The organism is Amycolatopsis sp. La24, from assembly GCF_029087445.1.
GTDB lineage: Bacteria > Actinomycetota > Actinomycetes > Mycobacteriales > Pseudonocardiaceae > Amycolatopsis > Amycolatopsis nivea.
In genome coordinates this window covers 30,215-53,394 of record NZ_JARACH010000056.1, presented here as the reverse complement: position 1 = coordinate 53,394, position 23,180 = coordinate 30,215, and the positions used below count along the sequence as shown (strand labels likewise).

Here is a 23,180-nt window from a genome sequence, read left to right as displayed (position 1 = left end):
CACCTGGCCTGCGGGGAATGGCTGCGGTGGCAGGTGAATTACCGCTTGTTCGGTGTCTGCCGCGGGGGAGTGGCACTACCGGCTGGACACGCTGAACGTCGCGTACGGGCCAGTGTCGCCGGAACTGTTCCTCGAACTGGGGATTCTCCGCTGAGAAGGATCACGCCTTCTGCCGCAGATGCTTCCCCAAGAACCCCACCATGCTCGGCACCGTAGTGCGGAAGAACGTGTCGCTGTGCTTCCCGTGCGCCGTATACCCGATCGTCGGGTGCGTTTCCGCGATATACCGCCGCACTCCGGTGATGAACGGATCCTCCGTGCCGCAGTAAACCGCCGTCGGGATGCCCTGCAACGCTGACTGGTGGCGCAGCGGATCCAGCGACGTCCAGTCGTTCAGCCCGGTGAAAATGCGGCGTTTCGCCATTTCCGGCCACGACGTGATCAGCGCCGGAGCGATCGCGGCGACCGCGGTGGGCGGTTGGCGGCGTTCGGCTCGGCGGCGGGCGTACAGGAGCGCTCCGAAACCGCCCATCGACACTCCGGCGCACGCGAACGGCTGGCCGTCCGTGCCGCCGAAGCCGCGGGCGCGCAGCCACTGCGGGACTTCTTCCAGCAGCATCGCCATCGGGTCGTCGCCGGGGCGGACCTGGTGCCAGTAGTTGTCGCCGCCGTCGACCGCGACGAAACCGTACGCCGGCACGGCTTTGCGGGCGACGTCGCTGCCCAACTGCTTCAGCAGCCCGCTCGGCGCAGCGGAGCGGGCGGAACCGTGCAGGCCGTGCAGCATCAGCGACATCGGCAGACCGGCCGGCGGCTTCTTGCTCGGCAGCAGGAAAACGAGGTCCACTTCCCGGCCGCGGGCGTGCGAATAGACGCGTTCCACCCGCATGCTGCCCAGCTGCGTCACCGGTGTCGACGACGTGACGCCCAGCGCCCGCTGCATGGCCTGGTTGAACGGCACGACGCCGGTCGCGCTCCCCACCGCGAGCCCGGCGATGCCGAGGCCCGAAGCGCCCGCGATCAGCATGGACCGGCGGCTCACCCGCCTTCGGCCCTCAGTCTCCTCGGTCACCCGATCCCCCTCACCCATATAGCGTAAGACGTGAGGAAGGGACGAAACGTTGCCTTCGGAAGATCTTCACTCGGTTGTTGTGACCAGCCCCACGGACGCCCGGGCGGCGGCAGGGCGGTCTCCGAGCCCGACGACCAGCGTCACGCAGAGTGGCGCGAGCACCTCGGTCACCCCGTGGTCGCCCCGGCCGAAGTGGCCCAGCAACTCGAGGGTGACATAGCCGTGCACCGCGCTCCACACCTGTGCGGCGACGGTGAGCGGGTCGCCTTGGAGCCGTCCGGAGTCGATGGTGCGGCCGACGGCGGCGACCATGCCGCGGAATGACGACGCCGCCTCGCTGTCCTCCTTGGCCTTCATCAGCTCGCCGACCGGCTGTCCGTGCGCGCCCGCCTCGCGGAACATGAGAGCGAACAACTCCGGGTGCTCGACCGCGGTGCGGCGGTAGGCGAGCGCCAGCTGGTACAGATCGGCGACCGGGTCGTCGGTGCGCTCGACCGTCGCCATGTTCGCGATCAGCCGCCGGAACCCTTCTCGCGCAACGGCTTCGATGAGCGCGGACATCCCGCCGAAGTGCGTGTAGACGGCCATTGTGGACGCGCCGATCTCGGCCGCCAGCTTGCGGGCCTGCAGTGCTTCCGCGCCGCCGTCGGCCAGCAGCCGGATCGCCGCCTCGACCAGTTGCGTCCGCGCGTGTTCGCCCCGAGTCCGCTCGCTCATGCTTGCCAGTATTCCATAACTCTGTTATACCGGTGTCCATAACCACGTTATGGACGGAGCGGGTCATGGCGAATCACTTCCTCGAAGGCAACTTCGCGCCGGTCGAGCGCGAGTACACGAGCACCCGGCTGACGGTCACCGGCCAGCTGCCTGACTACCTCGACGGCCGCTACCTCCGGAACGGGCCGAACGCGGCCGACCCGGATCCCGAAACGCACCACTGGTTCCTCGGTCGCGGCATGGTGCACGGCGTACGCCTTCGCGACGGCCGGGCCGAGTGGTACCGCAGCCGCCGCGTCGGCACCGACGAGGGCGGGGCCAACACCAACGTCATCGGGCACGCCGGGCGCACGATCGCGCTGGTCGAGGGCGGGCTGCCGCAGTGGGAGCTCAGCGAGGAGCTGGACACCCTGGGCGTCTGCGACTTCGGCGGCACCCTCTCCGGGTACACCGCACACCCGAAGCGCGACCCGCGAACGGGTGAGCTGCACGCCGTCTCGTACCAATTCGGGCTCGGGAATCGGGTGCAGTATTCGGTGGTCGGCACCGACGGACGGGCGCGGCGGACGGTCGACATCGAGGTCACCGGGGCGCCGATGATGCACGATTTCTCGCTCACCGAACGGTATGTCGTGTTCTACGACCTGCCGGTCACCTTCGATCCGGACCAGGCCCCGGTGCCGGTCGACGTGCCCGACCCGCTGACCGCGCGCACCGGCCGCGGCGTGAGTTCCTTGCCGTACCGGTGGAATCCGGACTACCCGGCGCGCATCGGCGTGATGCCGCGCGAGGGGGACAACGGCGACGTCCGCTGGTTCGACGTCGGCCAGTGCTACGTCTTCCATCCGCTCAACGCCTACGACGAGGACGACCGGATCGTGCTCGACGTGGTCCGGCACCCGAAGATGTTCGACCGCGCGCTGCACGGCCCGGCGGAGGGCGAGCCGACGCTCGACCGGTGGACCGTCGACCTCACGCTCGGGAAGGTCGTCGAGGAACGGATCGACGACCACGGCCAGGAGTTCCCGCGGGTGGACGAGCGGCTGGTCGGCCTGCCGCACCGGTACGGCTACGCGACGGCGCTCGACGACCGGTCGCGCAGCGTCGGCGCGGTGTACAAACACGACCTGCGCAAGGGTTCGGTCGACGCACACCGCTTCGGTCCCGGCCGCGAACCGGGGGAGTTCGTGTTCGTTCCGTCCCGTGCGGACGCGGGCGAGGACGAAGGCGTGCTGATGGGCTACGTGTACGACGCGGCCGAGGCGCGCAGCGATCTCGTCCTGCTCGACGCGGGCACCCTCGAAACCGTCGCCGCGGTCCACCTGCCGGACCGCGTCCCGCACGGCTTCCACGGCAACTGGGTGCCCGCCGAAGCGTGATCAGGTGAGCAGACGCTGGTCCCCGGTGTAGAGGTTCATGCTGTCGCCGCGCAGGAAACCGATGAGCGTCATGCCGTTCTCCTCGGCCAGCTCGACCGCGAGCGACGACGGCGCGGACACCGCGGCGAGCAGCCCGATGCCTGCCATCGCGGCCTTCTGCACGAGCTCGAACGAGGCGCGGCCGGAGACCAGCAGCCCCAGATCGGGCGCCGGGATCCGGCCCGCCTGCAGGGCCCAGCCGAGCACCTTGTCCACCGCGTTGTGCCGTCCGACGTCCTCGCGCACGACGACGAGCTCACCGTCCGAAGTGAACAGTCCGGCGGCGTGCAGGCCGCCGGTGGACGAGAACACCTTTTGCTTCTCCCGCAACCGATCCGGCATCTGCGAGAGCACGTCGGTCTTCACCGCGAACTCCGACGCGCCGGGGGAGAACCGGCTGCGCAGCTTCACCGCGTCGAGCGCGGCCTTGCCGCAGACGCCGCACGACGAGGTGGTGTAGAAGTTCCGCTCGACGCCGGTGTCCGGCGGAGCTACTCCTTCGGCGAGTGCGATGTCGAGCACGTTGTAGGTATTGCGGCCTTGGTCGTCGACGCCGTCGCAGTAGCGCGCCACGGCCACGTCCTCGCGGGATCCCAGCACGCCCTCCGAGAGCAGGAAGCCGTGCGCGAGTTCGACGTCGTGGCCGGGCGTGCGCATTGTCACCGCCAGCGCCTTGCCGCCGACCCGCAGCTCAAGCGGTTCTTCGGCGGCCAGCGAGTCCGGCCTGCGCCGTTCGCCGGCCGCGGAGATCCGCCGTACCGGCCGTCGCACCGTCACTCTGCCCATCGCCTGCTCCACTCGTCCCGGTTGTCGTCTTCGGCGTCGAATTTTGTTGTCATCGACAAGACATTCTCAAGTCATTCGACAGTCATCCGGCGCAACGCCGAGGATCTGGTAAACCATTCCCAGCACCTCGTCACTGTTGGGAGGAGACCGCCGATGGCTGTCCCCGGCTTCCTTGCCCGTTCCCGCATCGTCGCACCGCCCGGCTGGACCCGCTGGCTCGTGCCGCCCGCTGCGCTGTCCATCCACCTGTCGATCGGCCAAGCCTACGCGTGGAGCGTCTTCAAGACGCCGCTGGAGAAGACCCTCGGACTGTCCGGCACGCAGTCCGGGCTGCCGTTCCAGCTCGGCATCGTGATGCTGGGGCTGTCCGCCGCGTTCGGCGGCACCCTGGTGGAGAAAAACGGTCCGCGCTGGGCCATGACCGTCGCCACAGTGTGCTTCTCCGCTGGGTTCCTGCTCGCTGCCCTCGGCGTCGCGACCGGGCAGTTCTGGCTCGTGGTGGCCGGCTACGGCGGGGTCGGCGGGATCGGCCTCGGCATCGGCTACATCTCGCCGGTGTCGACGCTGATCAAGTGGTTCCCGGACCGGCCCGGCATGGCCACCGGGATCGCGATCATGGGCTTCGGCGGCGGCGCGCTGATCGCGTCGCCGTGGTCGTCGGCGATGCTCGGCACCGCGCCCACGACCGGCGACATCGCGACGGCGTTCCTGATCCACGGGATCGTGTACGCGGTGTTCATGACGATGGGCGTGCTGATCGTCCGCGTCCCGGCCGACGACTGGCGTCCGGCGGGCGCGGTGAAGCAGGCCGCGGCCAAGCCGATGATCTCCACGGCGAACGTCTCGGCGGCGAACGCGCTGAAGACGCCGCAGTTCTGGTGTCTCTGGATTGTCTTGTGCCTCAACGTGACCGCGGGCATCGGCATCCTGGAGAAGGCCGCGCCGATGATCACCGACTTCTTCAAGGGCACCTCCGCGCCGGTCGGCGCCGCGTCCGCCGCCGGGTTCGTCGCGCTGCTCTCGCTGACCAACATGCTGGGCCGGTTCGTCTGGTCGTCCGCCTCGGATCTGGTGGGGCGCAAGAACATCTACCGGTTCTACCTCGGCGTCGGCGCGCTGCTGTACCTCGTGATCGCGTTGACCACGAACGGGTCGAAGCTCGTGTTCGTGCTGTGCGCGATGCTGATCCTGTCCTTCTACGGCGGCGGGTTCTCGACGCTCCCGGCGTACCTCAAGGACCTGTTCGGCACCTATCAGGTCGGCGCGATCCACGGCAGGCTGCTGACCGCGTGGTCGGCGGCGGGCGTGCTCGGGCCGCTCATCGTGGACGGGATCGCGGACAGCCAGAAGGCGGCGGGCAAGACCGGGCCGGACCTCTACCAGCTGTCGTTCTGGATCATGATCGGCCTGCTGGTGGTCGGGTTCGTCGCGAACGAATGCGTGCGCCCGGTGAAGGAGAAGTTCCACGAACCGGCCGGGCAGACCGCGGTGGGGAGCGAGGCGTGATGACGAGTGCCGAGGGCCGTTCCAGCGGCCGGACCGTTCTGCTGGTGATCGCGTGGCTGTGGGTGCTCGCCCCGTTCGGCTACGGCGTGGTCGAGCTGATCCGGAAGGTGGTCGGGCTGTTCGGCGGCTGAGTACCGCTGACCGGCACTGCCCGGAAATAAGCTCTGGACAAATGGTCAAGAGTCGTTGACCATTAGCCTCGTGACTGGGGATGACCAAGCGGGCTACGTCCCGCCGCACGACACTGTCCATGTCGAAACGACCGACCAGCTGCGCGCCGTGAGCAACGTCGTGCGGCACCGCGTGCTCGCGGTGCTGCGCGACGGGCCCGCGACGATCACGCAGGTCGCCGACCAGCTGGGGATCGCGAAAGGCAGTTCCAGCTACCACATGCGGGTGCTGGAACGGGCCGGGATCGTGCACGTGGTGCGCACGCGGAAGGTGCGCGGCGTGCTGGAGCGCTACTACGCGCACGTCGGCAAGAGCATCGAGCTGCCCGAACCCGCGGCGGGCCAGCGGGACGTGCTGCTGCAGCACGCGCTCGACGACCTCTCGACCGCGCCCGAGGGCTCGCACCGGTTCGTCCGGCTGCAGCACACGCGGATCAGCGAGACGCAGTTCGAGGAGTTCGAGCGCAGGCTGGCCGGGCTGCTCGACGAGCTGCGGGACGCGCGCGACGCCGACGAGGCCGCCGCCACGGTCGCGGTCGCGTTCTTCCGCCCGGGCCCCGGAGCGGCCCGATGACCAAGACGAAAATGCCTCCCGCGTTCAGTCGCTTGTGGACCGCCGCGACGGTCAGTTCCCTTGGCGACGGCGCGTATACCGCGGCGCTGCCCCTGCTCGCGCTGCTGCTGGACAGCGATCCGCTGGTGGTCAGCCTGGTGACGGTGGCGGTGCTCGCCCCGTATCCGGTGGCCGGGCTGTTCGCCGGCGCACTGGTCGACCGCTGGGACCGGCGGCGCACGATGTGGCTCGCGGACCTGGCCCGGGCAGTGTTGCTGGCGGCGACGGTGGCCGCCGGCGTGTTCGGCTGGCTCAGCATTCCGGTCCTGTTCGTGGTCGCGTTCCTGCTCGGCACCGGCACGCTGTTCTTCGACACCGCCGCGCAGGCGTACCTGCCGGATTTGCTGGCGCGGGACCAGACCTTGCTTCGCCGCGCCAACGGCTATCTGCGCGGAGCGTCCACCGCGGCCGGGCAGTTCGCCGGGCCGCCGGTCGGGAGTTTCCTTTTCACCGTAGGGAGAACGCTGCCGTTCGCGGTGAACGCGCTGACGTACGTGGCCAGCGCGGTGCTGATCCGGACGCTGCCGCCGGCACCGGTGCCGGAGCGCACGCCGGGCCGGTCGGTGTGGGCGGACTCGAAGGAGGGTTTCGCTTACGTGGTCAAGGATCGGCTGCTGCTCGGCCTCGCTTTGCGGCCCGCGGTCGGGAACCTGGCCTTCGGTGCGTTCGGCGCGGTTCTGGTGGTGTTCGCGAAGGACGCGCTGGGGCTCGATTCGGCTGGCTACGGCTTCTTACTCGCGGTGGAAGCCGCCGGAGGACTGGTGGGAGCGATGGTGCTCGCCGGGCCGCTGGAGAAATGGCTGGGCACCGGCACCGCGCTCACCGTCACCGCGGTGATCGAGGGCGGCGCGGTCCTGGTCTTCGGTCTCGCCCGGGATCCGTGGCTCGCCGGGGCGATGTTCGCGCTGTGCGGCTGCGCGATGGCGACGACCATGGTGCTCGGCGGTTCGCTGCGCCAGGTCGTGGTGCCCGCGCGGCTGATGGGCCGGGTCGCCGCGGCTTCGCGCCTGGTCTCGGCTTCGGCCGCACCGGCGGGCGCCGCACTGGGCGGCTGGCTCGCCGCGACGGCCGGAGTGCGAGTGCCTTACGTGGCGGCGGCTGGGGTGCTCGTGTCGATGACTTTGGTGACGATGAGCATGACGAGCAACAAGAAGATCGAAGAGGCGCTCGCGCGGGCGAAAGCTACTCCAGCGACGGCCATCCCGTGAGCAGGGTGATCTGCGGGAAGAGCACCGCGGCCACCGGCATGGTGGTCCAGATGACGACGCTGGCGTACGGCCGGGGAACGTAACGGTTCGCGACCGCCCCGGTCACGGCGGCGAGCGGGAAGACAAAGATCCCGTACAGACGGCAGAAGACGCCGATGATGTACACCACGTTGAGCGGGGATTCGGTGAAGGCCGCCGCGAGGCACAGGCTGAGCGCGGCGACCACGGCCACGAGCGCGAAGACGGCGTGCAGTGCACCGAGAACGGCTTGGCTGGTCCGGTTCGGACTGCTGGTGAGGTCCACCGGCCCAGCCTGCCCGGGAGTTGTGGAGATTCCGGGGTGGTCCGGGGGAGAAACGCGGGGAGGCCGGATATCTCAGGGCGAGCGCCGAGACGATGACCCGCACCCGGCGTTCCGCGTGTTCCTCGGGCCTGCCGCCCGCCGCGCCCCGAACCAGGCTGGCGGGTCACAGTCCGGCGAGCAGGCTTTCCTGGGCTGAATGGACGTGCGCCTCGGCCACTTGGGCCAACCGCTCCCGGTCGCCGCTGCGAATCAGTTCCGCCAGTTCGCGATGCTCGGCGACCACCCGGGCCCGGTAATGCTCATGGCCGAGCGAAACCCGTTGCAGCTGAAACAGAAACACCTGCGACCGCACCGCGTGCCACGCCTCGGTGAGGCGGCCGTTGCCCGCGGCGGCGTACACGCGGTCGTGGAACGCAATGTCCAGTGCCAGCAACTGCGGTCCGGGGGCCTTGATCCGCACCGCCTTCGCCAGGTCGGCGACCAGCGCGTCCAAGGCGGCGAGATCCGTCTCGGTCGCGTTGGCGCGCGCGGTGACGGCGGCCAGCCGGTCGAGGGCGGCGCGGACCGAATAGACCTCGGTGACGTCCTCGGCGGTCACGTCGACCACCGTGGTCGGGCGATGCCAGCCGCACCGGACCAGGCCCTCCCGGGCGAGCTGGGAGATGCCCTCGCGGACTGAACCGCGGCTGATGTCCAGCGACGCGGCCAGTTCGACCTCGCGCAACGGCGCGCCAGGCCGGAAATGGCCGGCGAAGATCGCTTCGCGCACCCGGTCGGCAGCCTCGTCGGCGAGCCCGCGGCGCGCCGCCTTCCTCAGGGGGGTGACTTCCACGTCCTAATGTTGACATTCGAACATCCGCCAGTCAACGTGGAGAGACCGATCCCCGCGCCGAAGGAGTGCCTCATGGCCGTCCGTCCCGCCTTCCACCTGGCCATACCGGTCGACGATCTGCCGAAAGCCCGCGAGTTCTACGGCGGTGTGCTCGGGCTGGCCGAGGGCCGCTCGGCGGACGCGTGGGTCGACTGGAACTTCCACGGCCACCAGGTCGTCACGCACGTGGTCCCGGGAGCCCGCGCGGAAGCGGGCCGCAATCCGGTCGACGGGCACGACGTGCCGGTGCCGCACTTCGGGCTGGTGCTCGAGGTCGACACGTTCCACGACCTGGCCGGACGGCTGCGCGCGGCGGGCACCGCGTTCGTGATCGAGCCGTACCAGCGGTTCGCCGGGGAACCGGGGGAGCAGTGGACGATGTTCCTGCACGATCCGGCCGGGAACGCGCTGGAGTTCAAGGCTTTCCGCGACGAGACGCAGTTGTTCGCGAAATGAACGTCCTCGTCACCGGAGCCTCGCGCGGGATCGGCCGCGCCATCGCCGTCGCCTTCGCCACCCGGGGCGACCGGGTCGCTGTCCACTGTGGATCCAACCGGGAGGCCGCGCGCGAAACGCTCGAGGCGCTGCCCGGTTCCGGGCATGTCCTCGTGTCCGGCGACCTCGGCAACCCCGACGCGGCGCAGTGGATCGCGGACGTGGCCGAGGAACAGCTCGGCGGGGTCGACGTGCTGGTCAACAACGCCGCGGTCGGCACCACCCCGGCCACTCGCACGCCGATCGCCGAAATGTCCTATGCGGACTGGCAGGACGCGTGGCGGCGCACGCTCGACGTCAACCTCTACGGCGCGGCCAACGTGTCGTTCCACGTCGCACGCCACCTCATCGCCCGCGGCGTGCCCGGCCGGATCGTGAACATCGGATCGCGCGGGGCGTTCCGCGGCGAGCCCGAATACCTGCCGTACGGGGCGAGCAAAGCCGCGCTGCATGCGTTCGGCCAATCGCTGGCGGTCCAGCTGGCGCCGCACGGGATTTCGGTCACCTCGGTGGCTCCGGGCTTCACCGCGACCGAGCGCGTCGCGGACCGGGTCACCGACGAGGTACGCGAGCAGAGCCCGTTCGGCCGGGTCGCCGAACCGGAGGAGATCGCCGAAGCGGTGGTGTTCCTGGCCTCGTCGGAGACGCCGTGGGCGTCCGGTTCGATCCTCGACCTGAACGGAGCCTCGCACCTGCGCTGAGTTGTGAGCTGAATCACGAATGCAGCATTTCGGGGCGGCCAGACGTCCAGAGGGGCGTGCGGATCGCAGGAAAAGTTATCGCCGGGGCGCTGTCGACGGTGGTGTTCGCCGGCACGGCTTACGGGTTCTCGACCCTGAGCGCGCTCGACGACATCACCCGCAGCGACGTCATCGGCGGCGGCGGATCGGTGGACGAGGGGCAGAAGCACGCCGACGGCGCGCTGGACATCCTGATGGTCGGCCGGGACTCGCGCAAAGGCCCGGACGGGCAGATGCTGCCGAAGAGCGTGCTGGAAGAACTGCGCGCCGGCGCGAACGGCGACGACCTCACCGACACGTTGATCGTGCTGCGGATCCCGGACGGGCAGCAGGAGGTCAAGGCGTTCTCCATCCCGCGCGACTCGTACGTCTCGATGCCCGGCGGAAAGGGCAAGATCAACGCCGCGTTCGGCCGGGGCAAGGCCGCCGAAGCCGCGAAACTGCGCGCGGCAGGGGAGACGGACAAGGACAAGATCGAGCAGGAGTCGATGACCGCGGCGCGCAAGGCGACGCGGCAGGCGGTCGAGGACCTCACCGGCGTCACCATCGACCACTACGCCGAGGTCAACCTGCTGAGCTTCTCCGAGATCAGCAAGGCCGTCGGCGGGGTCGAGGTGTGCTTGAAGCACGCCACCAAGGACGAGAACTCGGGCGCGGACTTCCCGGCAGGCAAACAGCGGCTTTCCGGCGGCGCCGCGCTCGCCTTCGTGCGGCAGCGCGACAACCTGCCCGGCACCGACTTCGGCCGGATGCGGCGGCAGCAGGTGTTCCTCGCCGCGATGGCGCACCAGGTGCTCTCGGCCGGGACGCTCGCCGACCCGGGCAAGCTGAGCGACCTCATCGACGCGGTGAAGAACTCGGTGGTGCTGGACCAGTCCTGGGACATCCTGGACTTCGTCAGCAAAATGCGCGGGGTGTCCGGCGGCGGCATCCAGTTCACGACGGTCCCGGTGGTGAACCCGGACTACCGCTACGACAAGTCCCATCCGACGGCGACCGCGGTGCAGGTGGACCCGGCGCAGGTGAAAGCGTTTGCGGCCGGGTTGGTCGGCGCCGCCCCGTCGTCGTCCGCGCCGCCCGCCGCACCGAAGGCAGCGGTGGAGATCTCCAACGCCGGCGGATCCTCCGGCCTGGCCGCACGCGTCGCGGATGTGTTGAAGGGCAAGGGATTCGCCGCGACCGCCGCGGGCAACGCCCCGTCGCAGCGGACGTCGATCGTGCGCTACCCGGCCGCGCTCGCCGCCGAGGGCGCGGAGGTGGCGAAAGAGCTGGGCGGACTGTCCACAAAGGAATCAGCGGACGTTCCGGCAGGGCACATCCAGGTGGTGCTCGGGAAGGTCTACTCAGGACCGGGGGTGTCGGACGGCGGATCCGCGGCTGGTGTGCCGGTGAAAAGCGACCAGCCGCCGCCCGTCACGTCAGACGGTGACAACTGCATCGACTGACGCCTCGTGCGTGGTGATGCCGGTTCTAATCGGCATCGCCACGCACGAGATCGCGGAGTCAGGTGGTGCCACCGCGCTCGCTTCGGGGAGACACCGACGGTCGCGTCGGCGGAGGTCGCGCGTGGTGGTGCGGTTCCAGCCGGATCGCCACGGCCTTCGAGGCCAGGCTTTCCATCACGGAATCGAGCGGCAGCAACGCATTCGCCTCGGGAAGCCCGCCGCTGCACACCGGCGATCCGTCGGATCCGCGACCGCGCGGAAGCGGGGCGCGCCGTGCGTCGTGAGCGGCGATCGCGGTGCTGACCGGGATCGCCGCTCACGAGCAGGTCACGCGTGGTGGTGCGGCTCCAGCCGAATCACCACGGCCTTCGAAACCGGCGTATTCGACTTCTCCGCCACAGAATCCAGCGGCACCAACGCATTCGCCTCCGGGAAGTACGCCGCCGCACACCCCCGCGCCGTCGGGTAAGCCACCGCTCGGAAGCTGGGCGCCCGCCGATCCCCGTCTCGCCATTCCGAGACCAGATCCACGATCTCCCCGTCCGCGACCCCCAGCGCGGCCAGGTCGTCCGGGTGCACGAACACGACCCGGCGGCCGTCCTCGATGCCGCGGTAGCGGTCGGACAGGCCGTAAATCGTCGTGTTGTACTGGTCGTGGCTGCGCAGCGTCTGCAGCAGCAACCGGCCCTCGGGAACCTCGGGATACTCCAGCTCCGACACGGTGAACGTGCCCTTGCCGGTCGCCGTGCCAGTGAACTCCCGCGAGTCGCGCGGCGCGTGCGGCAGCACGAAACCGTCCGGTTCGCGGACGCGGCGGTTGTAGTCGTGACAGCCCGGCACCACCGCGGCGATACGGTCGCGGATCAGGTCGTAGTTCTTCTCGAACGACCGCCACGGCACCGAGTGGTCGGCACCGAGCAGCTTCTCCGCAAGGCGGCAGACGATGGCGACCTCGGACAGCAGTTCGTCGCTCGCCGGAGCCAGGCGGCCGCGCGAGGCGTGGACCTGCGACATCGAGTCCTCGACCGTCACGAACTGGCGGCCGGATTCCTGCTCGTCGCGTTCGGTGCGGCCGAGCGTCGGCAGGATCAGCGCGGTGCGGCCGGGCACGACGTGCGAGCGGTTGAGCTTCGTCGACACGTGCACGGTCAGCGAGCACGCCCGCAGCGCCTCCGCGGTCCGGTCCGAATCCGGGGTGGCGGAAGCGAAGTTGCCGCCCATCGCGAAGAACACCTTGCCGCGTCCGTCGAGCATCGCGCGGATCGAGTCGACGGTGTCCCAGCCGTGATTGCGCGGCACGGTGATGCCGAACTCGCGGTCGAGGGCGTCCATGAACGGCTCGGGCATCTTCTCCCACACGCCCATGGTGCGGTCGCCTTGCACGTTCGAGTGGCCGCGCACTGGGCACAGCCCCGCGCCCGGCTTGCCGATCATCCCGCGCACCAGCGCCAGGTTCACGACCTCGGCGATCGTCGGCACCGCGTGCTTGTGCTGGGTCAATCCCATCGCCCAGCAGTAGATCGTGCGCTCGGACGTCGCGATCATCCGCGCGATGTGCTCGATCTGCGCGCGTTCGAGGCCGGTCGCCTTCTCGGTTTCCGGCCAGTCGATCTCGCGCAGCTGCTTGGCCCAGTCCTCGAAGCCGTGCGTGGACTTCTCGACGAACTCGCGGTCCACAATGGACCCGGGCGCGGCGTCCTCCCACTGCAGCAGCAGATGCCCGACCGCCTGGAACAGCGCGAGGTCGCCGCCGAGCCGGATCTGCGCGAACTCGTCGGCCAGCGGCGTGCCCTTGCCGACCACGCCGCGCACGTTCTGCGGGTTCTTGAAGCGCATCAGCCCGGCCTCGGGCAGCGGGTTGACCGCGATGACCTTCGCGCCGTGCCCCTTCGCCTGCTCCAGCGCGGACAGCATCCGCGGGTGGTTCGTGCCCGGGTTCTGCCCGACGACCACGATCAGGTCGGCCTGGTGGATGTCAGCCAGCGACACCGAACCCTTGCCGATGCCGGTGGTCGCCGACAGCGCCGCGCCGGACGATTCGTGGCACATGTTCGAGCAGTCCGGCAGGTTGTTCGTGCCGTACGCGCGGACCAGCAGCTGGTACACGAACGCGGCCTCGTTGCTGGTGCGGCCGGACGTGTAAAAGATCGCCTCGTCCGGGCTCGACAGACCGCGCAGCTCGTCGGCGATCAGGCCGAACGCGTCGTCCCAGGAGATCGGCTCGTAGTGCGAACCGCCCTCCCGCAACACCATCGGCTCGGTGAGCCGGCCCTGCTGCCCGAGCCAGTAGTCGGTGCGCTCGTTCAGTTCGGACACCGGATGCGCGGCGAAGAACTCCCGGCCGACGCGGCGTTTCGTCGCCTCCTCGGCGACCGCCTTCGCGCCGTTTTCGCAGAACTCCGCCATCTTGCGCTTCTCGCCGTCGACCTGCCGCGGCTCGGGCCACGCGCAGCCCGGGCAGTCGAAGCCGTCCCGCTGGTTCAGCAGCCGCAGCGTGCGCGCGGTGCGGACCGGGCCCATCTGCTCCACCCCGCGCGCGAGCGAAACCGCGACTCCCGGGATTCCGGCCGCCCAGCCTTTCGGCTTGCCCACTTCGAGGCGGGCTTCGTCCACGTCACCAGTCGGAGCTTCGCGAGTCATGGGTACATCGTCCGCCTTCGCGGCGCGGAACCCAAGACGGGGGTGGTCACACCGCCTCCCGCCGGTCCCGTTCGCGGCGTTCGGCCCGCAGCAGCGCGCGGTCCGCCGCGGTCACGATCAGCAGCAACCCGCTGGTCACGATCAGCACGACGGCCAGCCGGTGCAGCCCTCCGGAGTCGGCGTGCCCGCCATAGCACTGGGCGATGACCGTGGCCGCGACTATCGCGCCGAGGTATTGCGCGGTCCGGAAGAGCCCGCTCGCGGTGCCCATCGTCTCGGCCGGGGTTTCGCGGTAGAGCGTCGTCTGGTTGGCGACGCTGGTGAGCCCCTGGGCCAGGCCGAACAGCGCGGCGAGCACGAGCAGCCAGATCAGCGCGGTGCCGTCGTTGACGAACAGCAGCGCGACGGATCCGGCCAGGAGCGCGGCGCCGACCAGCAGCAGCCGCAGCCGGACGCCGGTGGGCTTCCCGGACAGCGCGGCCGCGCCCACGGCGATCCCGGACATCGGCAGGAGCAGCAGCCCGGCAGCGGACTCGGCGAACCCGCGCGCCTCCTCGAGCCACTGCACGTAGCCGAACATGATGGTGTAGATCGCCAGGAAACTCAGTGCCTGCCGCAAATACGTGCGCAGGACCGGACCGTTCGCGGCGAGCATCCGCAGGTCGATGAACGGCTTCCGGGCGCGCAGTTCGACCCTCGCGAAGAGCCCGCCGAGCACGATCGCCACGGCCAGCAGCCACAGATCGCCGATGCCCGGCTCCATCAGGTAGCACAGCAACACCAGCAGCGCGGCGGAAAACAGCGCGATCCCGGCGACGTCGATCCGCTCGGCCGGCTTCTCCGCCGGAGTGTCCTTCGGCACCCACAACAGGGTCAGCACGAGCGAAATTCCGGCGAGCGGCAGGTTCACCGCGAAGATCGCCGGCCAGCCGAAGAGCGCGATCAGCACGCCGCCGAGCGTCGGGCCGATCACCATGACCGTCTGCGCCGACATCGCCAGCACGGACAGCACCCGCGCCGGAACGCCTTCGCCGATTTCGTCGGCGCGCCGGCGCAGGACCGCCATCGCGGCCGGGAACCCGGCGCAGGTGCCGATGCCGAGCACCGCACGGACGCCGGTGAGCCATTCGACCGAGATCGGGATCATCCCGGCGATCCCGGCCACCATCACGACGGAAGCGCCGCCGAGCAGCACGCGCCGCGCGCCGTAGCGGTCGACGAGCAGTCCGACGACCGGTTGCCCGACCGCGGTGGCCAGGTACAACGAGGAAATCAGCCAGGCCGTGCGGCCCGGGCCGGCGCCGAAGGCCTGTCCGATCGGGACGAGCGCGACGGCGATGAGCGTGGAGTTGATCGGATTGAGCACGGCGCTCGCGACCAGCGGGGTCACCAGGCGCGCGCCGAAACGGGATTTCGCGGGGGCGGTCGCGGTGTTCGTCAGTGCTCCTCGGGTTTAAGGGGGTCAGCGCTGGGCGATCCGCTGCAGCAAGGGCAGCGCGCGCCGGACCGTTTCGAGTTCGTCCTCGGTCAGTTCGTCGGTCAGCGCGGCGGCGAGCCATTCGTCGCGGTGCTGCCGGATGCCGATGACGGTCTTGGCGCCGAGATCGGAGAGCGAGATCACGACGCGCCTCCCGTCGGCCGGGTCGCGCGTGCGGTTCAGGTAGCCGAGCGAGTCGAGCACGCCGAGCGTCGCGGCCATGGACTGCTGCCGGACGTGCTCCGCGGCCGCCAGTTCGGCCTGGGTACCCGGACCTTCGCGGTGCAGCCGGTTGAGCACGGCGGTCTGCGTCGGCGTGAGGATCTCGGCGTTGTCGACCTGCCGCAGCCTGCGGTGCAGCTGGCCGACGACGCCGCGGATCCAGCCCGCGGACTCGGCGACGCGCGGGGGGACGGGCGGGTCATCGGACATAAGCACAGTCTAGCCTGTTGAGTCCAAGCTGTGCATCCTCGGCCCGAAAGACGTGAAGGGCTCCTTCAGGGAATCTGATTCCCCGAAGGAGCCCTTCACGGACTTCGAGCTAGAGCGGCTGAGAGCTCGTCGCGGCGGGGGAGCCCAGTCCGACGATGTACCCGATCTTCTCGTCGTTGACCCCGATCGGCTGAACCTGGTGCACCACGATCGCCGCGGCGAGCAGCAGAACCAGGCCGACGATCGCCGCGATCCCGGGCAACCGGCTGGGCGCCGCGCCGCCGCGGCCGTAGACGGGCGACGGAGCGTTGCGGCGTTCGCGCTTGCGCCGCTTCTTCATGTCCTTCTTGGCGCCGAGCCACGCGTCCCGCTGGGCGTGCTTGCGCCACTCCGGGTCCATGAGGTCCGGATGGGTTTCCATCCGGTCGTCCGGATCCTCCGGCCGAGTCATCGGCGCACCGCCTTTCCCCCTGCGTAACCCCGCCGCGGCGGGTTCGTAGACTTGTCCATTGTGACCGAGAACGCTCCGCAGCAGAAAACCGACCTTCCGGGTGCCTGGGACCCGGCCGTCGAGGAAGCCCCGATGTACGACCGCTGGGTAGCGGCCGGGTACTTCACGGCTGACGCTTCGTCGGAGAAGCCGCCGTTCTCGATCGTACTGCCGCCGCCGAACGTCACCGGCAGCCTGCACATGGGCCACGCGCTCAACCACACCCTGATGGACGCGATGAGCCGCCGCCGCCGGATGCAGGGCTACGAGGTGCTCTGGCTGCCGGGCATGGACCACGCGGGCATCGCGACGCAGAACGTCGTCGAGCGCCAGCTGGCCGGCGAGGGCCTCTCGCGCCACGACCTGGGCCGCGAGAAGTTCGTCGAGCGGGTCTGGGAGTGGAAGGCCGAGTACGGCGGCAAGATCCTCGGCCAGATGAAGCGGCTCGGCGACGGCGTCGACTGGTCGCGCGAGCGCTTCACCATGGACGAGAACCTGTCCAAGGCCGTCCAGACGGTGTTCAAGAACTTCTACGACGCCGGCCTCATCTACCGCGCCGAGCGGATCATCAACTGGTGCCCGCGCTGCCAGACGGCGCTGTCGGACATCGAGGTCGACCACAGCGACGACGACGGCGAACTCGTGTCGATCCGCTACGGCGACGGCGACGCCTCGATCGTCGTGGCCACCACCCGCGCGGAGACGATGCTCGGCGACACCGCGGTGGCCGTCCACCCGGACGACGAGCGGTACACGCACCTGGTCGGCACCGAGATCGAACTGCCGCTGACCGGCCGGAAGATCCCGGTGGTCGCCGACCGGCACGTCGACCCGGAGTTCGGCACCGGCGCGGTCAAGGTGACCCCGGCGCACGACCCGAACGACTTCGAGATCGGCCGCCGCCACGACCTGCCGATGCTGACCGTCATGAACGAGCGCGCCGAGGTCACCGTGCCCGGTCCGTTCGAGGGCCTCGACCGGTTCGAGGCGCGTCCCGCGGTGGTCGCCGCGCTGCGCGAGCAGGGCCGGATCGTCGCGGAGAAGCGGCCGTACGTGCACGCGGTCGGGCACTGCTCCCGCTGCGACACGGTCGTGGAGCCGCGGCTGTCGCTGCAGTGGTGGGTCAAGGTCGCCGAGCTGGCGCAGGCCGCGGGCGACGCGGTGCGCGACGGGCGGACGAAGATCCACCCGGCCGAGCTGGAGAAGCGGTACTTCGACTGGGTCGACAACATGCACGACTGGACGATCTCCCGTCAGCTGTGGTGGGGGCACCGGATCCCGGTCTGGTACGGGCCGGACGGCGAGGTCGTGTGCGTGGGGCCGGACGAGCAGCCGCCGTCGGGCGAGGGCTGGACGCAGGATCCGGACGTGCTCGACACGTGGTTCTCGTCGGGGCTGTGGCCGATGTCGACCATGGGCTGGCCGGAGGAGACCGCGGACCTGGCGAAGTTCTATCCGACCAGCGTGCTGTCGACCGGGTACGACATCCTGTTCTTCTGGGTCGTCCGGATGATGATGTTCGGCGTGCAGGAGATGGACGGGCGGCAGCCGTTCGACCACGTCTACCTGCACGGGCTGATCCGCGACGCCAACGGCAAGAAGATGTCGAAGTCGCGCGGGAACGTCATCGACCCACTGGAGTGGATGGACGCTTACGGGGCGGACGCCACCCGGTTCACGCTTGCTCGCGGGGCCAACCCGGGTGCGGACATGGCGCTGGCCGACGAGTGGGCTGCCGGGTCGCGGAACTTCTGCACGAAGCTGTGGAATGCCAGCAAGTTCGCGATGATGAACGGGGCGACGGTCGAGGGGTCGTTGCCGCCTGCTGCCGAGCTGACCGAGTCGGATCGGTGGATTCTCGGGCGGCTGGCGGCGTTGGTGTCCGAAGTGGACGGGTTGTTCGAGGACTTCCAGTTCGCCAAGGTCGCCAATGCCCTGTACCAGTTCACGTGGAACGAGCTGTGTGACTGGTACTTGGAGCTGGCGAAGGTTCAGCTGTACCAAGGGGATTCCGCGCGGGTCGAGGCTACGCGGAAGGTGCTCGGGCATGTGCTGGACACTGTGCTTCGCTTGCTGCACCCGTTCGTTCCGTTTGTCACGGAGAAGCTGTGGACTGCCCTGACGGGTGGCGAGTCGTTGGTGATCGCGGCTTGGCCTTCGGCGGTTGAGGGGTATGCGGATCCGGTTGCTGATGCGCGGGTCGCTGACGTGCAGAAGCTGATCACCGAGATTCGGCGGTTCCGGGCTGACCAGGGGTTGAAGCCGGGGCAGAAGGTTGCGGCTCGGCTTTCCGGGGAGGCGTTCCCGGAGGGGCATTCCGGGGCGATTCGGTCGTTGGTGCGGCTTACTGAGCCTGAGGACGGGTTCTCGGTGAGTGCTTCGTTGGAGGTTGCGCTCGCTGGTGGCGTGGTGACTGTGGAGTTGGATACTTCCGGGACCATTGATGTTGCGGCTGAGCGGAAGCGGTTGGAGAAGGATCTTGGGGCTGCGCGGAAGGAATTGGCGCAGACTGAGGGGAAGTTGGGGAATGAGGCGTTTATCGCCAAGGCGCCTGAGCATGTGATCGAGAAGATCAAGGTGCGGCGGGAGACTGCGGTGGCTGATATTGGGCGGATTGAGGCTCGGTTGGCTGCGTTGCCTGGGGCCTGAGGTCTCGGGTGGCTCGTCGCCTGGCGGCGACATTGCGCACGGGTGGTTGCGTGGGGCACCCCGAAGCTGATTGTGATGACGGACGGCGGGTGCTTGTCAAGGCGGGAAAGATGCCTTGACAAGCACCCGCCGTCCGCATTTTGGCTTCGTATCGGGGTGCGGGGGTGGTGTGGGTGCACCTCGAGTTGGGTGCGTCGGTGCCGGTTTAGAGCCGTGAGGGGAACCCTGAGGGAATCAGATTCCCTCAGGGTTCCCCTCACTCGGTTTTAGCGGAGTTGTTGGCGGATTACCTTTGCTTCGCCTTCCATTCCCGCGTAGAGCGGGTGGTAGGGGGCGGCGGCCAGCAGGTTCAGGTCTTTGCCGTTGATCCAGGCGACGCCGGGGGCTTGGCAGGCGTCGTGGCCGAAGGACGGCGTGTAGGTGTCCACATAGGACGATTGGCCGTCCGCTTCTACTGCGTTGCTCACTGCTGCGTTCAGGGCTTCTTCCACGCTCGAGAGCCAGGCGTAGTCGCCGTTCGCGAAGGGCAGGACGTTCGGGCAATAGCCTTCTGCGGGGGCGATGCGCGGGTAGCCGATGGCCAGCACCTTCGCGTGCGGCGAGCGGGCGTGGATTCCGGCCAGTACTTGCTGGATGGCTGCTTGCGTCTTCGGGAGCAGCGCCTTGATCGTGTCCACGCCGTCGACGGTGAAGTGCTTCTGGCACGGGTTTCCGGTCGGGTCCGAGGCGCGCAGGGTCGGGCAGGTGTCCACCAGTTTGCCGAACAGGCCCGAATCGTTGCCGCCGATGCCGACCGTCACCAGGTCGGTGTCGGGGCGCAGTGCGGAGAACTGCGGGGCGTTCTGGCCCAGCGGCACGCTTTGCGGGGCGGTCATGTGCGAGGTGTTCGCGCCGCCGCAGCTGACGTCGGTGAAGCGGTCCACGTCCAGGGAGTCCGCGACCATCGACGGGTAGTTGGACGTCGAGCGGAAGCAGCCGAACGGATCCAGCCTGGGCAGCGGGATGAGCGGGCCCGACGTGTACGAGTCGCCCAAGGCGACGTAATGACGGTAGTGCCGGGGCGCGGCGCTCGCGGCCGCTGCCGTCGACAGAAGCAGTGCGATGGCCGCGATCGCGGCCAGCACGATTCGGATGGTGCGCATGCGGAACCCGTCCTCCCTAGCGGTCGACCCGCTTTACCTTTCGGCACGCGGGGCGCGAGCGCTCTCCGCCGATCGGGTGGTCGGGGCGGCTTTTCACCCGGCTGCTGGGTGATCTGCGGGTTTCCGCCAGGTCAGCAGGTACCGCCAGAAGACCAGCGGGCGGACCGTGCTGCCGGGAAGCAGGCGGGCGGCGTCGCGGCGGACGTCGGTCAAGGGCGGGAATTCCATGTGCACCGGGGCCTTGGCGACCGGGTCCGGGCCGCCGTTGAGGCGGTCGCCGGCGAAGACGATCAGCCTGGCCGCGAGGTTCGCGGGGACGGCGACGAGTTCGCGGGCGTAGTCGCCGGGGTGGCTCGGGCGGGCGCAGCCGAGGACGGCGAGGACGCCGCCGGGGGCGAGGGCGTCGCGCAGTCTCGTGACGGTTTCGAACGGGACGTGGTGCAGGGAGGCCAGGCAGGAGATGTACGCGTACGCCTCGGGTTCCAGGGGGTCGGTCGTCACGTCTGCACGGCGGTACTCCGCGGTGCCTGGTCCTGGCGAACCGGCGGACATCGCGCGGGTGATCATTTCCGCCGACGTGTCGATGCCTTCGACGGTCATGCCGGCGGCGGCCAGCTTGCGGGCGAACCGGCCGTCGCCGCAGCCGACGTCCAGGGCGCGGCCGGGGCCCGGCGGCAGGAGGCGGAGCAGGGCCGGGTGGTAGTGGTGGTTGTGGTCGAAGGGCATGCGCCCGACCTTGCCACGGATCCCCGCGGGCGCGATCACGCCGAAGCCCCGGGGGCGCTGGGCGCGCGGCGGCCCCGGGTACGCTCGACGGTGTGCCAGGCCGAACCTTTCGCCTGGTCTTCCCGGTCGCGCGACCGCGCCGGGACAGCGACTTCAAGGAGTGCACGAGTGCCGCGCGGTGAGGAGCCCGAGGAGACCCGGCGGCCGGATCTCGCCGATCCGGACAGTTTCGCGGGGGTCGACGAACTGGGCGCGCTCGCGCACAGCGACGACGAGGACGATCCCGGGAACGAGCTGGAGCCGGACCTCGACGCGCCGGACGCGGCCTACACCGTCGGCGGCGGTGCGCGCGGCGGGATCGGCGGCATCGGCCAGCTCGGCGACAACCTGGCGCTCGGCCCGGTCCCGGACCTGTCCGTCGAAGAGGGCACTGAGCTGCACGAACTCGACGACGAGGGCGCGCCCGCCGAGTTCGGCGACGAGAACGGCCCGGAGGCCCGCCGCGACCTGATGGCCGCCGAGGCCGAGCTGAACCAGCGCTGGCCGGAAACGAAGCTCGAACCGTCGCTCGCCCGGATCCAGGCGCTGATGACGCTGCTCGGCGAGCCCAACCACGGCTACCCGGTGGTGCACGTCGCGGGCACGAACGGCAAGGGCTCGGTCGCGCGGATGGTCGATTCGCTGCTGACCCGGATGGGTCTGCGTTCGGGCCGCTACACGAGCCCGCACCTGCAGCTGGTCACCGAGCGGATCGCTCTCGACGGACGGCCGATCTCCGCCGCCCGCTACGCCGAGCTGTACCAGGACATCGCGCCGTACGTGGCGATGGTGGACGGCGCGAGCGAGGACGGGGTGCCGATGAGCAAGTTCGAGGTGCTCACCGGGATGGCGTTCGCGGCGTTCTCCGACGCGCCGGTCGAGGCCGCGGTGCTCGAGGCGGGCATGGGCGGCGCGTGGGACGCGACGAACGTCGCCGACGCCCAGGTCGCCGTCATCACGCCGATCGGGCTGGACCACACCGAATACCTCGGCCCGACGGCGGTCGACGCGGCCGCGGAGAAGGCCGGGATCATCAAGCCCGGGTCGGTCGCGGTGATCGGCGAGCAGGACCCCGAGGTGCTGAACGTCCTGCTGAAGCGCACGGTCGAGGTCGACGCCGCGGTGGCGCGCGCGGGCAGCGAGTTCGGCGTGCTCGAACGCGAGGTCGCGGTCGGCGGGCAAATGCTGAAGCTGCAGGGCCTCGGCGGCGTCTACGACGAGATCTTCCTGCCGCTGCACGGCGCGCACCAGGCGGCGAACGCGGCCCTCGCGCTGGCCGCGGTCGAGGCGTTTTTCGGGGCGGGCAAAGACAAGCAGCTCGTGGTCGAGGCGGTGCGCGAGGCGTTCGCCGAGGTCGAGAACCCGGGCAGGCTCGAACGCGTGCGGGCCGCCCCGGCGGTGCTGGTCGACGCGGCGCACAACCCGATGGGCGCGCGGGCGCTCGCCACGACGATCACCGACGAGTTCAACTTCCGCCGGCTCGTCGCGGTCGTCGGCGTGCTGTCCGACAAGGACGCGCGCGGCATCCTCGACGCGCTGGAGCCGGTGGTCTCCGACGTCGTGGTCACGCGCAGTTCGTCGCCGCGGTCGCTGCCGGTCGAGGACCTGGCGGAACTGGCCGCGTCGATCTTCGGCGAGGACCGCGTGCTCGCCGAACCCGACTTGGAGACCGCGATCGAGACCGCGATCGGCCTCGTGGAGCAGAACGACGACCCGGAGGAACCGCTCGCGGGCGGCGGCGTGCTGGTGACCGGCTCCGTGGTCACCGCGGGCGACGCGCGGACGCTGTTCGGGAAGGAGCCGGCATGAGCGAAACCCCGCAAACGCCCGATACGCCGGTGAAGCCGCCCGCGAAGGACCCGATGAAGGGCTTCCGCGGCGTCATGGCGGGCACGCTGATCATGGAAGCGATCACCGTCGCGCTCGCGCTGCCGGTGGTCGCCAAGCTCGGCGGCGGCATCACCAGCTTCACCGGCTGGACGGTCATCGCACTGGCCGTGGTGCTGATCGTGCTGTGCGGGATGCTCAAGCACGTCTGGGCGGTGCCGGTGATCCTGCTGCTGCAACTGGCGATCATCGGGATCGGGATCACCCAGCCCGCGATCGCGATCATCGGCGTCATCTTCCTGGCCGCGTTCGTGTGGTTCCTGTGGCTGCGCCGCGACGTCGCGCGCCGGATGGCGGCGGGCACGTTGCCGAGCCAGCAGCAGCCGCAGGCTTGAGCCCCGCGCTCTGTGCCG

At 69.8% G+C, this 23,180-nt stretch carries 22 protein-coding genes; 11 read left to right on the top strand and 11 right to left on the bottom strand.

Annotated features, from left to right (window positions below):
- Positions 1-160 precede the first annotated feature (160 nt).
- Both PUT80_RS35885 and PUT80_RS35880 read right to left on the bottom strand, forming a co-directional pair.
- Positions 161-1,090 carry an alpha/beta hydrolase-fold protein gene (locus PUT80_RS35885; RefSeq protein WP_275294795.1) on the bottom strand — a complete coding sequence of 310 codons (930 nt, stop codon included), beginning with the start codon at positions 1,088-1,090 and terminating at the stop codon, positions 161-163.
- 48 nt (positions 1,091-1,138) lie between these two features.
- Positions 1,139-1,789, bottom strand: coding sequence for a TetR/AcrR family transcriptional regulator (locus tag PUT80_RS35880; protein WP_275294794.1), 651 nt, complete (start codon positions 1,787-1,789; stop codon positions 1,139-1,141).
- 65 nt (positions 1,790-1,854) lie between these two features.
- Between PUT80_RS35880 and PUT80_RS35875 the strand changes: the two genes are divergently transcribed.
- Positions 1,855-3,168: a carotenoid oxygenase family protein gene (locus PUT80_RS35875; RefSeq protein WP_275294793.1), complete on the top strand. Its 1,314-nt coding sequence runs from the start codon at positions 1,855-1,857 to the stop codon at positions 3,166-3,168.
- On the opposite strand, the gene fdhD is transcribed toward PUT80_RS35875, so the two are convergent.
- Positions 3,169-3,993: a formate dehydrogenase accessory sulfurtransferase FdhD gene (gene fdhD / locus PUT80_RS35870; RefSeq protein WP_037813836.1), complete on the bottom strand. Its 825-nt coding sequence runs from the start codon at positions 3,991-3,993 to the stop codon at positions 3,169-3,171.
- A 153-nt stretch (positions 3,994-4,146) separates the two neighbouring features.
- Here fdhD and PUT80_RS35865 point away from each other — a divergent pair, with 153 nt between their 5' ends.
- The 4 genes from PUT80_RS35865 to PUT80_RS35850 all read left to right on the top strand — a co-directional run bounded on the left by PUT80_RS35865 (position 4,147) and on the right by PUT80_RS35850 (position 7,490).
- Complete coding sequence (locus PUT80_RS35865; RefSeq protein WP_275294792.1) at positions 4,147-5,499, top strand: OFA family MFS transporter; 1,353 nt, start codon at positions 4,147-4,149, stop codon at positions 5,497-5,499.
- Positions 5,499-5,630, top strand: a complete 132-nt coding sequence (locus PUT80_RS35860; protein ID WP_255443335.1) for a hypothetical protein — start codon at positions 5,499-5,501, stop codon at positions 5,628-5,630. The genes PUT80_RS35865 and PUT80_RS35860 overlap by 1 nt, the downstream gene beginning before the upstream one ends.
- Before the next feature lie 70 nt (positions 5,631-5,700).
- On the top strand, positions 5,701-6,243 hold the full coding sequence (locus PUT80_RS35855) for a helix-turn-helix domain-containing protein (RefSeq protein WP_037813829.1): 543 nt from the start codon (positions 5,701-5,703) through the stop codon (positions 6,241-6,243).
- Positions 6,240-7,490 (top strand): MFS transporter, encoded by a 1,251-nt coding sequence (locus tag PUT80_RS35850; RefSeq protein ID WP_275294791.1) that lies wholly within the window; start codon positions 6,240-6,242, stop codon positions 7,488-7,490. Before PUT80_RS35855 ends, PUT80_RS35850 begins: the two co-directional genes overlap by 4 nt.
- Here PUT80_RS35850 and PUT80_RS35845 read toward each other — a convergent pair.
- Positions 7,465-7,794 (bottom strand): hypothetical protein, encoded by a 330-nt coding sequence (locus PUT80_RS35845; protein ID WP_043837263.1) that lies wholly within the window; start codon positions 7,792-7,794, stop codon positions 7,465-7,467. The two genes, PUT80_RS35850 and PUT80_RS35845, sit on opposite strands and share 26 nt — an antisense overlap.
- Before the next feature lie 163 nt (positions 7,795-7,957).
- A complete protein-coding gene (locus PUT80_RS35840; protein WP_037813824.1) occupies positions 7,958-8,626 on the bottom strand; it encodes a GntR family transcriptional regulator in 669 nt (222 codons plus the stop codon).
- 72 nt (positions 8,627-8,698) lie between these two features.
- Between PUT80_RS35840 and PUT80_RS35835 the strand changes: the two genes are divergently transcribed.
- The 3 genes from PUT80_RS35835 to PUT80_RS35825 are packed head-to-tail and all read left to right on the top strand — an operon-like array spanning position 8,699 to position 11,345.
- Positions 8,699-9,121, top strand: coding sequence for a VOC family protein (locus tag PUT80_RS35835; RefSeq protein ID WP_275294790.1), 423 nt, complete (start codon positions 8,699-8,701; stop codon positions 9,119-9,121).
- Positions 9,118-9,861, top strand: a complete 744-nt coding sequence (locus tag PUT80_RS35830) for an SDR family oxidoreductase (RefSeq protein ID WP_275294789.1) — start codon at positions 9,118-9,120, stop codon at positions 9,859-9,861. Before PUT80_RS35835 ends, PUT80_RS35830 begins: the two co-directional genes overlap by 4 nt.
- Positions 9,862-9,917: 56 nt before the next feature.
- Positions 9,918-11,345 carry an LCP family protein gene (locus tag PUT80_RS35825; protein WP_134663058.1) on the top strand — a complete coding sequence of 476 codons (1,428 nt, stop codon included), beginning with the start codon at positions 9,918-9,920 and terminating at the stop codon, positions 11,343-11,345.
- 327 nt (positions 11,346-11,672) lie between these two features.
- Here PUT80_RS35825 and PUT80_RS35820 read toward each other — a convergent pair whose 3' ends face one another.
- From PUT80_RS35820 to PUT80_RS35805, 4 genes are all read right to left on the bottom strand, one after another.
- Positions 11,673-13,985, bottom strand: coding sequence for an FdhF/YdeP family oxidoreductase (locus tag PUT80_RS35820; protein WP_238605137.1), 2,313 nt, complete (start codon positions 13,983-13,985; stop codon positions 11,673-11,675).
- 46 nt (positions 13,986-14,031) lie between these two features.
- Entirely contained in the window at positions 14,032-15,375 is a 1,344-nt protein-coding gene (locus PUT80_RS35815) for an MFS transporter (protein ID WP_051728998.1), read from the bottom strand.
- A gap of 72 nt (positions 15,376-15,447) precedes the next feature.
- A complete protein-coding gene (locus PUT80_RS35810) occupies positions 15,448-15,894 on the bottom strand; it encodes a MarR family transcriptional regulator (protein ID WP_037364487.1) in 447 nt (148 codons plus the stop codon).
- A 109-nt stretch (positions 15,895-16,003) separates the two neighbouring features.
- Complete coding sequence (locus tag PUT80_RS35805; protein WP_037813802.1) at positions 16,004-16,345, bottom strand: hypothetical protein; 342 nt, start codon at positions 16,343-16,345, stop codon at positions 16,004-16,006.
- Between the two features lie 60 nt (positions 16,346-16,405).
- Between PUT80_RS35805 and PUT80_RS35800 the strand changes: the two genes are divergently transcribed.
- Positions 16,406-19,033 carry a valine--tRNA ligase gene (locus tag PUT80_RS35800; RefSeq protein WP_275294788.1) on the top strand — a complete coding sequence of 876 codons (2,628 nt, stop codon included), beginning with the start codon at positions 16,406-16,408 and terminating at the stop codon, positions 19,031-19,033.
- A 266-nt stretch (positions 19,034-19,299) separates the two neighbouring features.
- Here PUT80_RS35800 and PUT80_RS35795 read toward each other — a convergent pair whose 3' ends face one another.
- Both PUT80_RS35795 and PUT80_RS35790 read right to left on the bottom strand, forming a co-directional pair.
- Positions 19,300-20,175: an SGNH/GDSL hydrolase family protein gene (locus PUT80_RS35795; RefSeq protein ID WP_037813795.1), complete on the bottom strand. Its 876-nt coding sequence runs from the start codon at positions 20,173-20,175 to the stop codon at positions 19,300-19,302.
- Positions 20,176-20,268: 93 nt separating this feature from the next.
- Positions 20,269-20,901: a class I SAM-dependent methyltransferase gene (locus PUT80_RS35790; protein ID WP_275294787.1), complete on the bottom strand. Its 633-nt coding sequence runs from the start codon at positions 20,899-20,901 to the stop codon at positions 20,269-20,271.
- Positions 20,902-21,069: 168 nt separating this feature from the next.
- Here PUT80_RS35790 and PUT80_RS35785 point away from each other — a divergent pair, with 168 nt between their 5' ends.
- A complete protein-coding gene (locus PUT80_RS35785; protein WP_275294786.1) occupies positions 21,070-22,749 on the top strand; it encodes a folylpolyglutamate synthase/dihydrofolate synthase family protein in 1,680 nt (559 codons plus the stop codon).
- Positions 22,746-23,162, top strand: a complete 417-nt coding sequence (locus PUT80_RS35780) for a DUF4233 domain-containing protein (protein WP_275294785.1) — start codon at positions 22,746-22,748, stop codon at positions 23,160-23,162. Before PUT80_RS35785 ends, PUT80_RS35780 begins: the two co-directional genes overlap by 4 nt.
- Positions 23,163-23,180: the final 18 nt, after the last annotated feature.

Coding starts and splice junctions, on each gene's coding strand:
- PUT80_RS35810 (WP_037364487.1), bottom strand. CDS start 15,894: ATGTCCGATGACCCGCCCGTCCCCCCGCGCGTCGCCGAGTCCGCGGGC.
- PUT80_RS35865 (WP_275294792.1), top strand. CDS start 4,147: ATGGCTGTCCCCGGCTTCCTTGCCCGTTCCCGCATCGTCGCACCGCCC.
- fdhD (WP_037813836.1), bottom strand. CDS start 3,993: ATGGGCAGAGTGACGGTGCGACGGCCGGTACGGCGGATCTCCGCGGCC.
- PUT80_RS35850 (WP_275294791.1), top strand. CDS start 6,240: ATGACCAAGACGAAAATGCCTCCCGCGTTCAGTCGCTTGTGGACCGCC.
- PUT80_RS35885 (WP_275294795.1), bottom strand. CDS start 1,090: ATGGGTGAGGGGGATCGGGTGACCGAGGAGACTGAGGGCCGAAGGCGG.
- PUT80_RS35880 (WP_275294794.1), bottom strand. CDS start 1,789: ATGAGCGAGCGGACTCGGGGCGAACACGCGCGGACGCAACTGGTCGAG.
- PUT80_RS35820 (WP_238605137.1), bottom strand. CDS start 13,985: ATGACTCGCGAAGCTCCGACTGGTGACGTGGACGAAGCCCGCCTCGAA.
- PUT80_RS35875 (WP_275294793.1), top strand. CDS start 1,855: ATGGCGAATCACTTCCTCGAAGGCAACTTCGCGCCGGTCGAGCGCGAG.
- PUT80_RS35835 (WP_275294790.1), top strand. CDS start 8,699: ATGGCCGTCCGTCCCGCCTTCCACCTGGCCATACCGGTCGACGATCTG.
- PUT80_RS35795 (WP_037813795.1), bottom strand. CDS start 20,175: ATGCGCACCATCCGAATCGTGCTGGCCGCGATCGCGGCCATCGCACTG.
- PUT80_RS35790 (WP_275294787.1), bottom strand. CDS start 20,901: ATGCCCTTCGACCACAACCACCACTACCACCCGGCCCTGCTCCGCCTC.
- PUT80_RS35805 (WP_037813802.1), bottom strand. CDS start 16,345: ATGACTCGGCCGGAGGATCCGGACGACCGGATGGAAACCCATCCGGAC.
- PUT80_RS35830 (WP_275294789.1), top strand. CDS start 9,118: ATGAACGTCCTCGTCACCGGAGCCTCGCGCGGGATCGGCCGCGCCATC.
- PUT80_RS35780 (WP_275294785.1), top strand. CDS start 22,746: ATGAGCGAAACCCCGCAAACGCCCGATACGCCGGTGAAGCCGCCCGCG.
- PUT80_RS35860 (WP_255443335.1), top strand. CDS start 5,499: ATGACGAGTGCCGAGGGCCGTTCCAGCGGCCGGACCGTTCTGCTGGTG.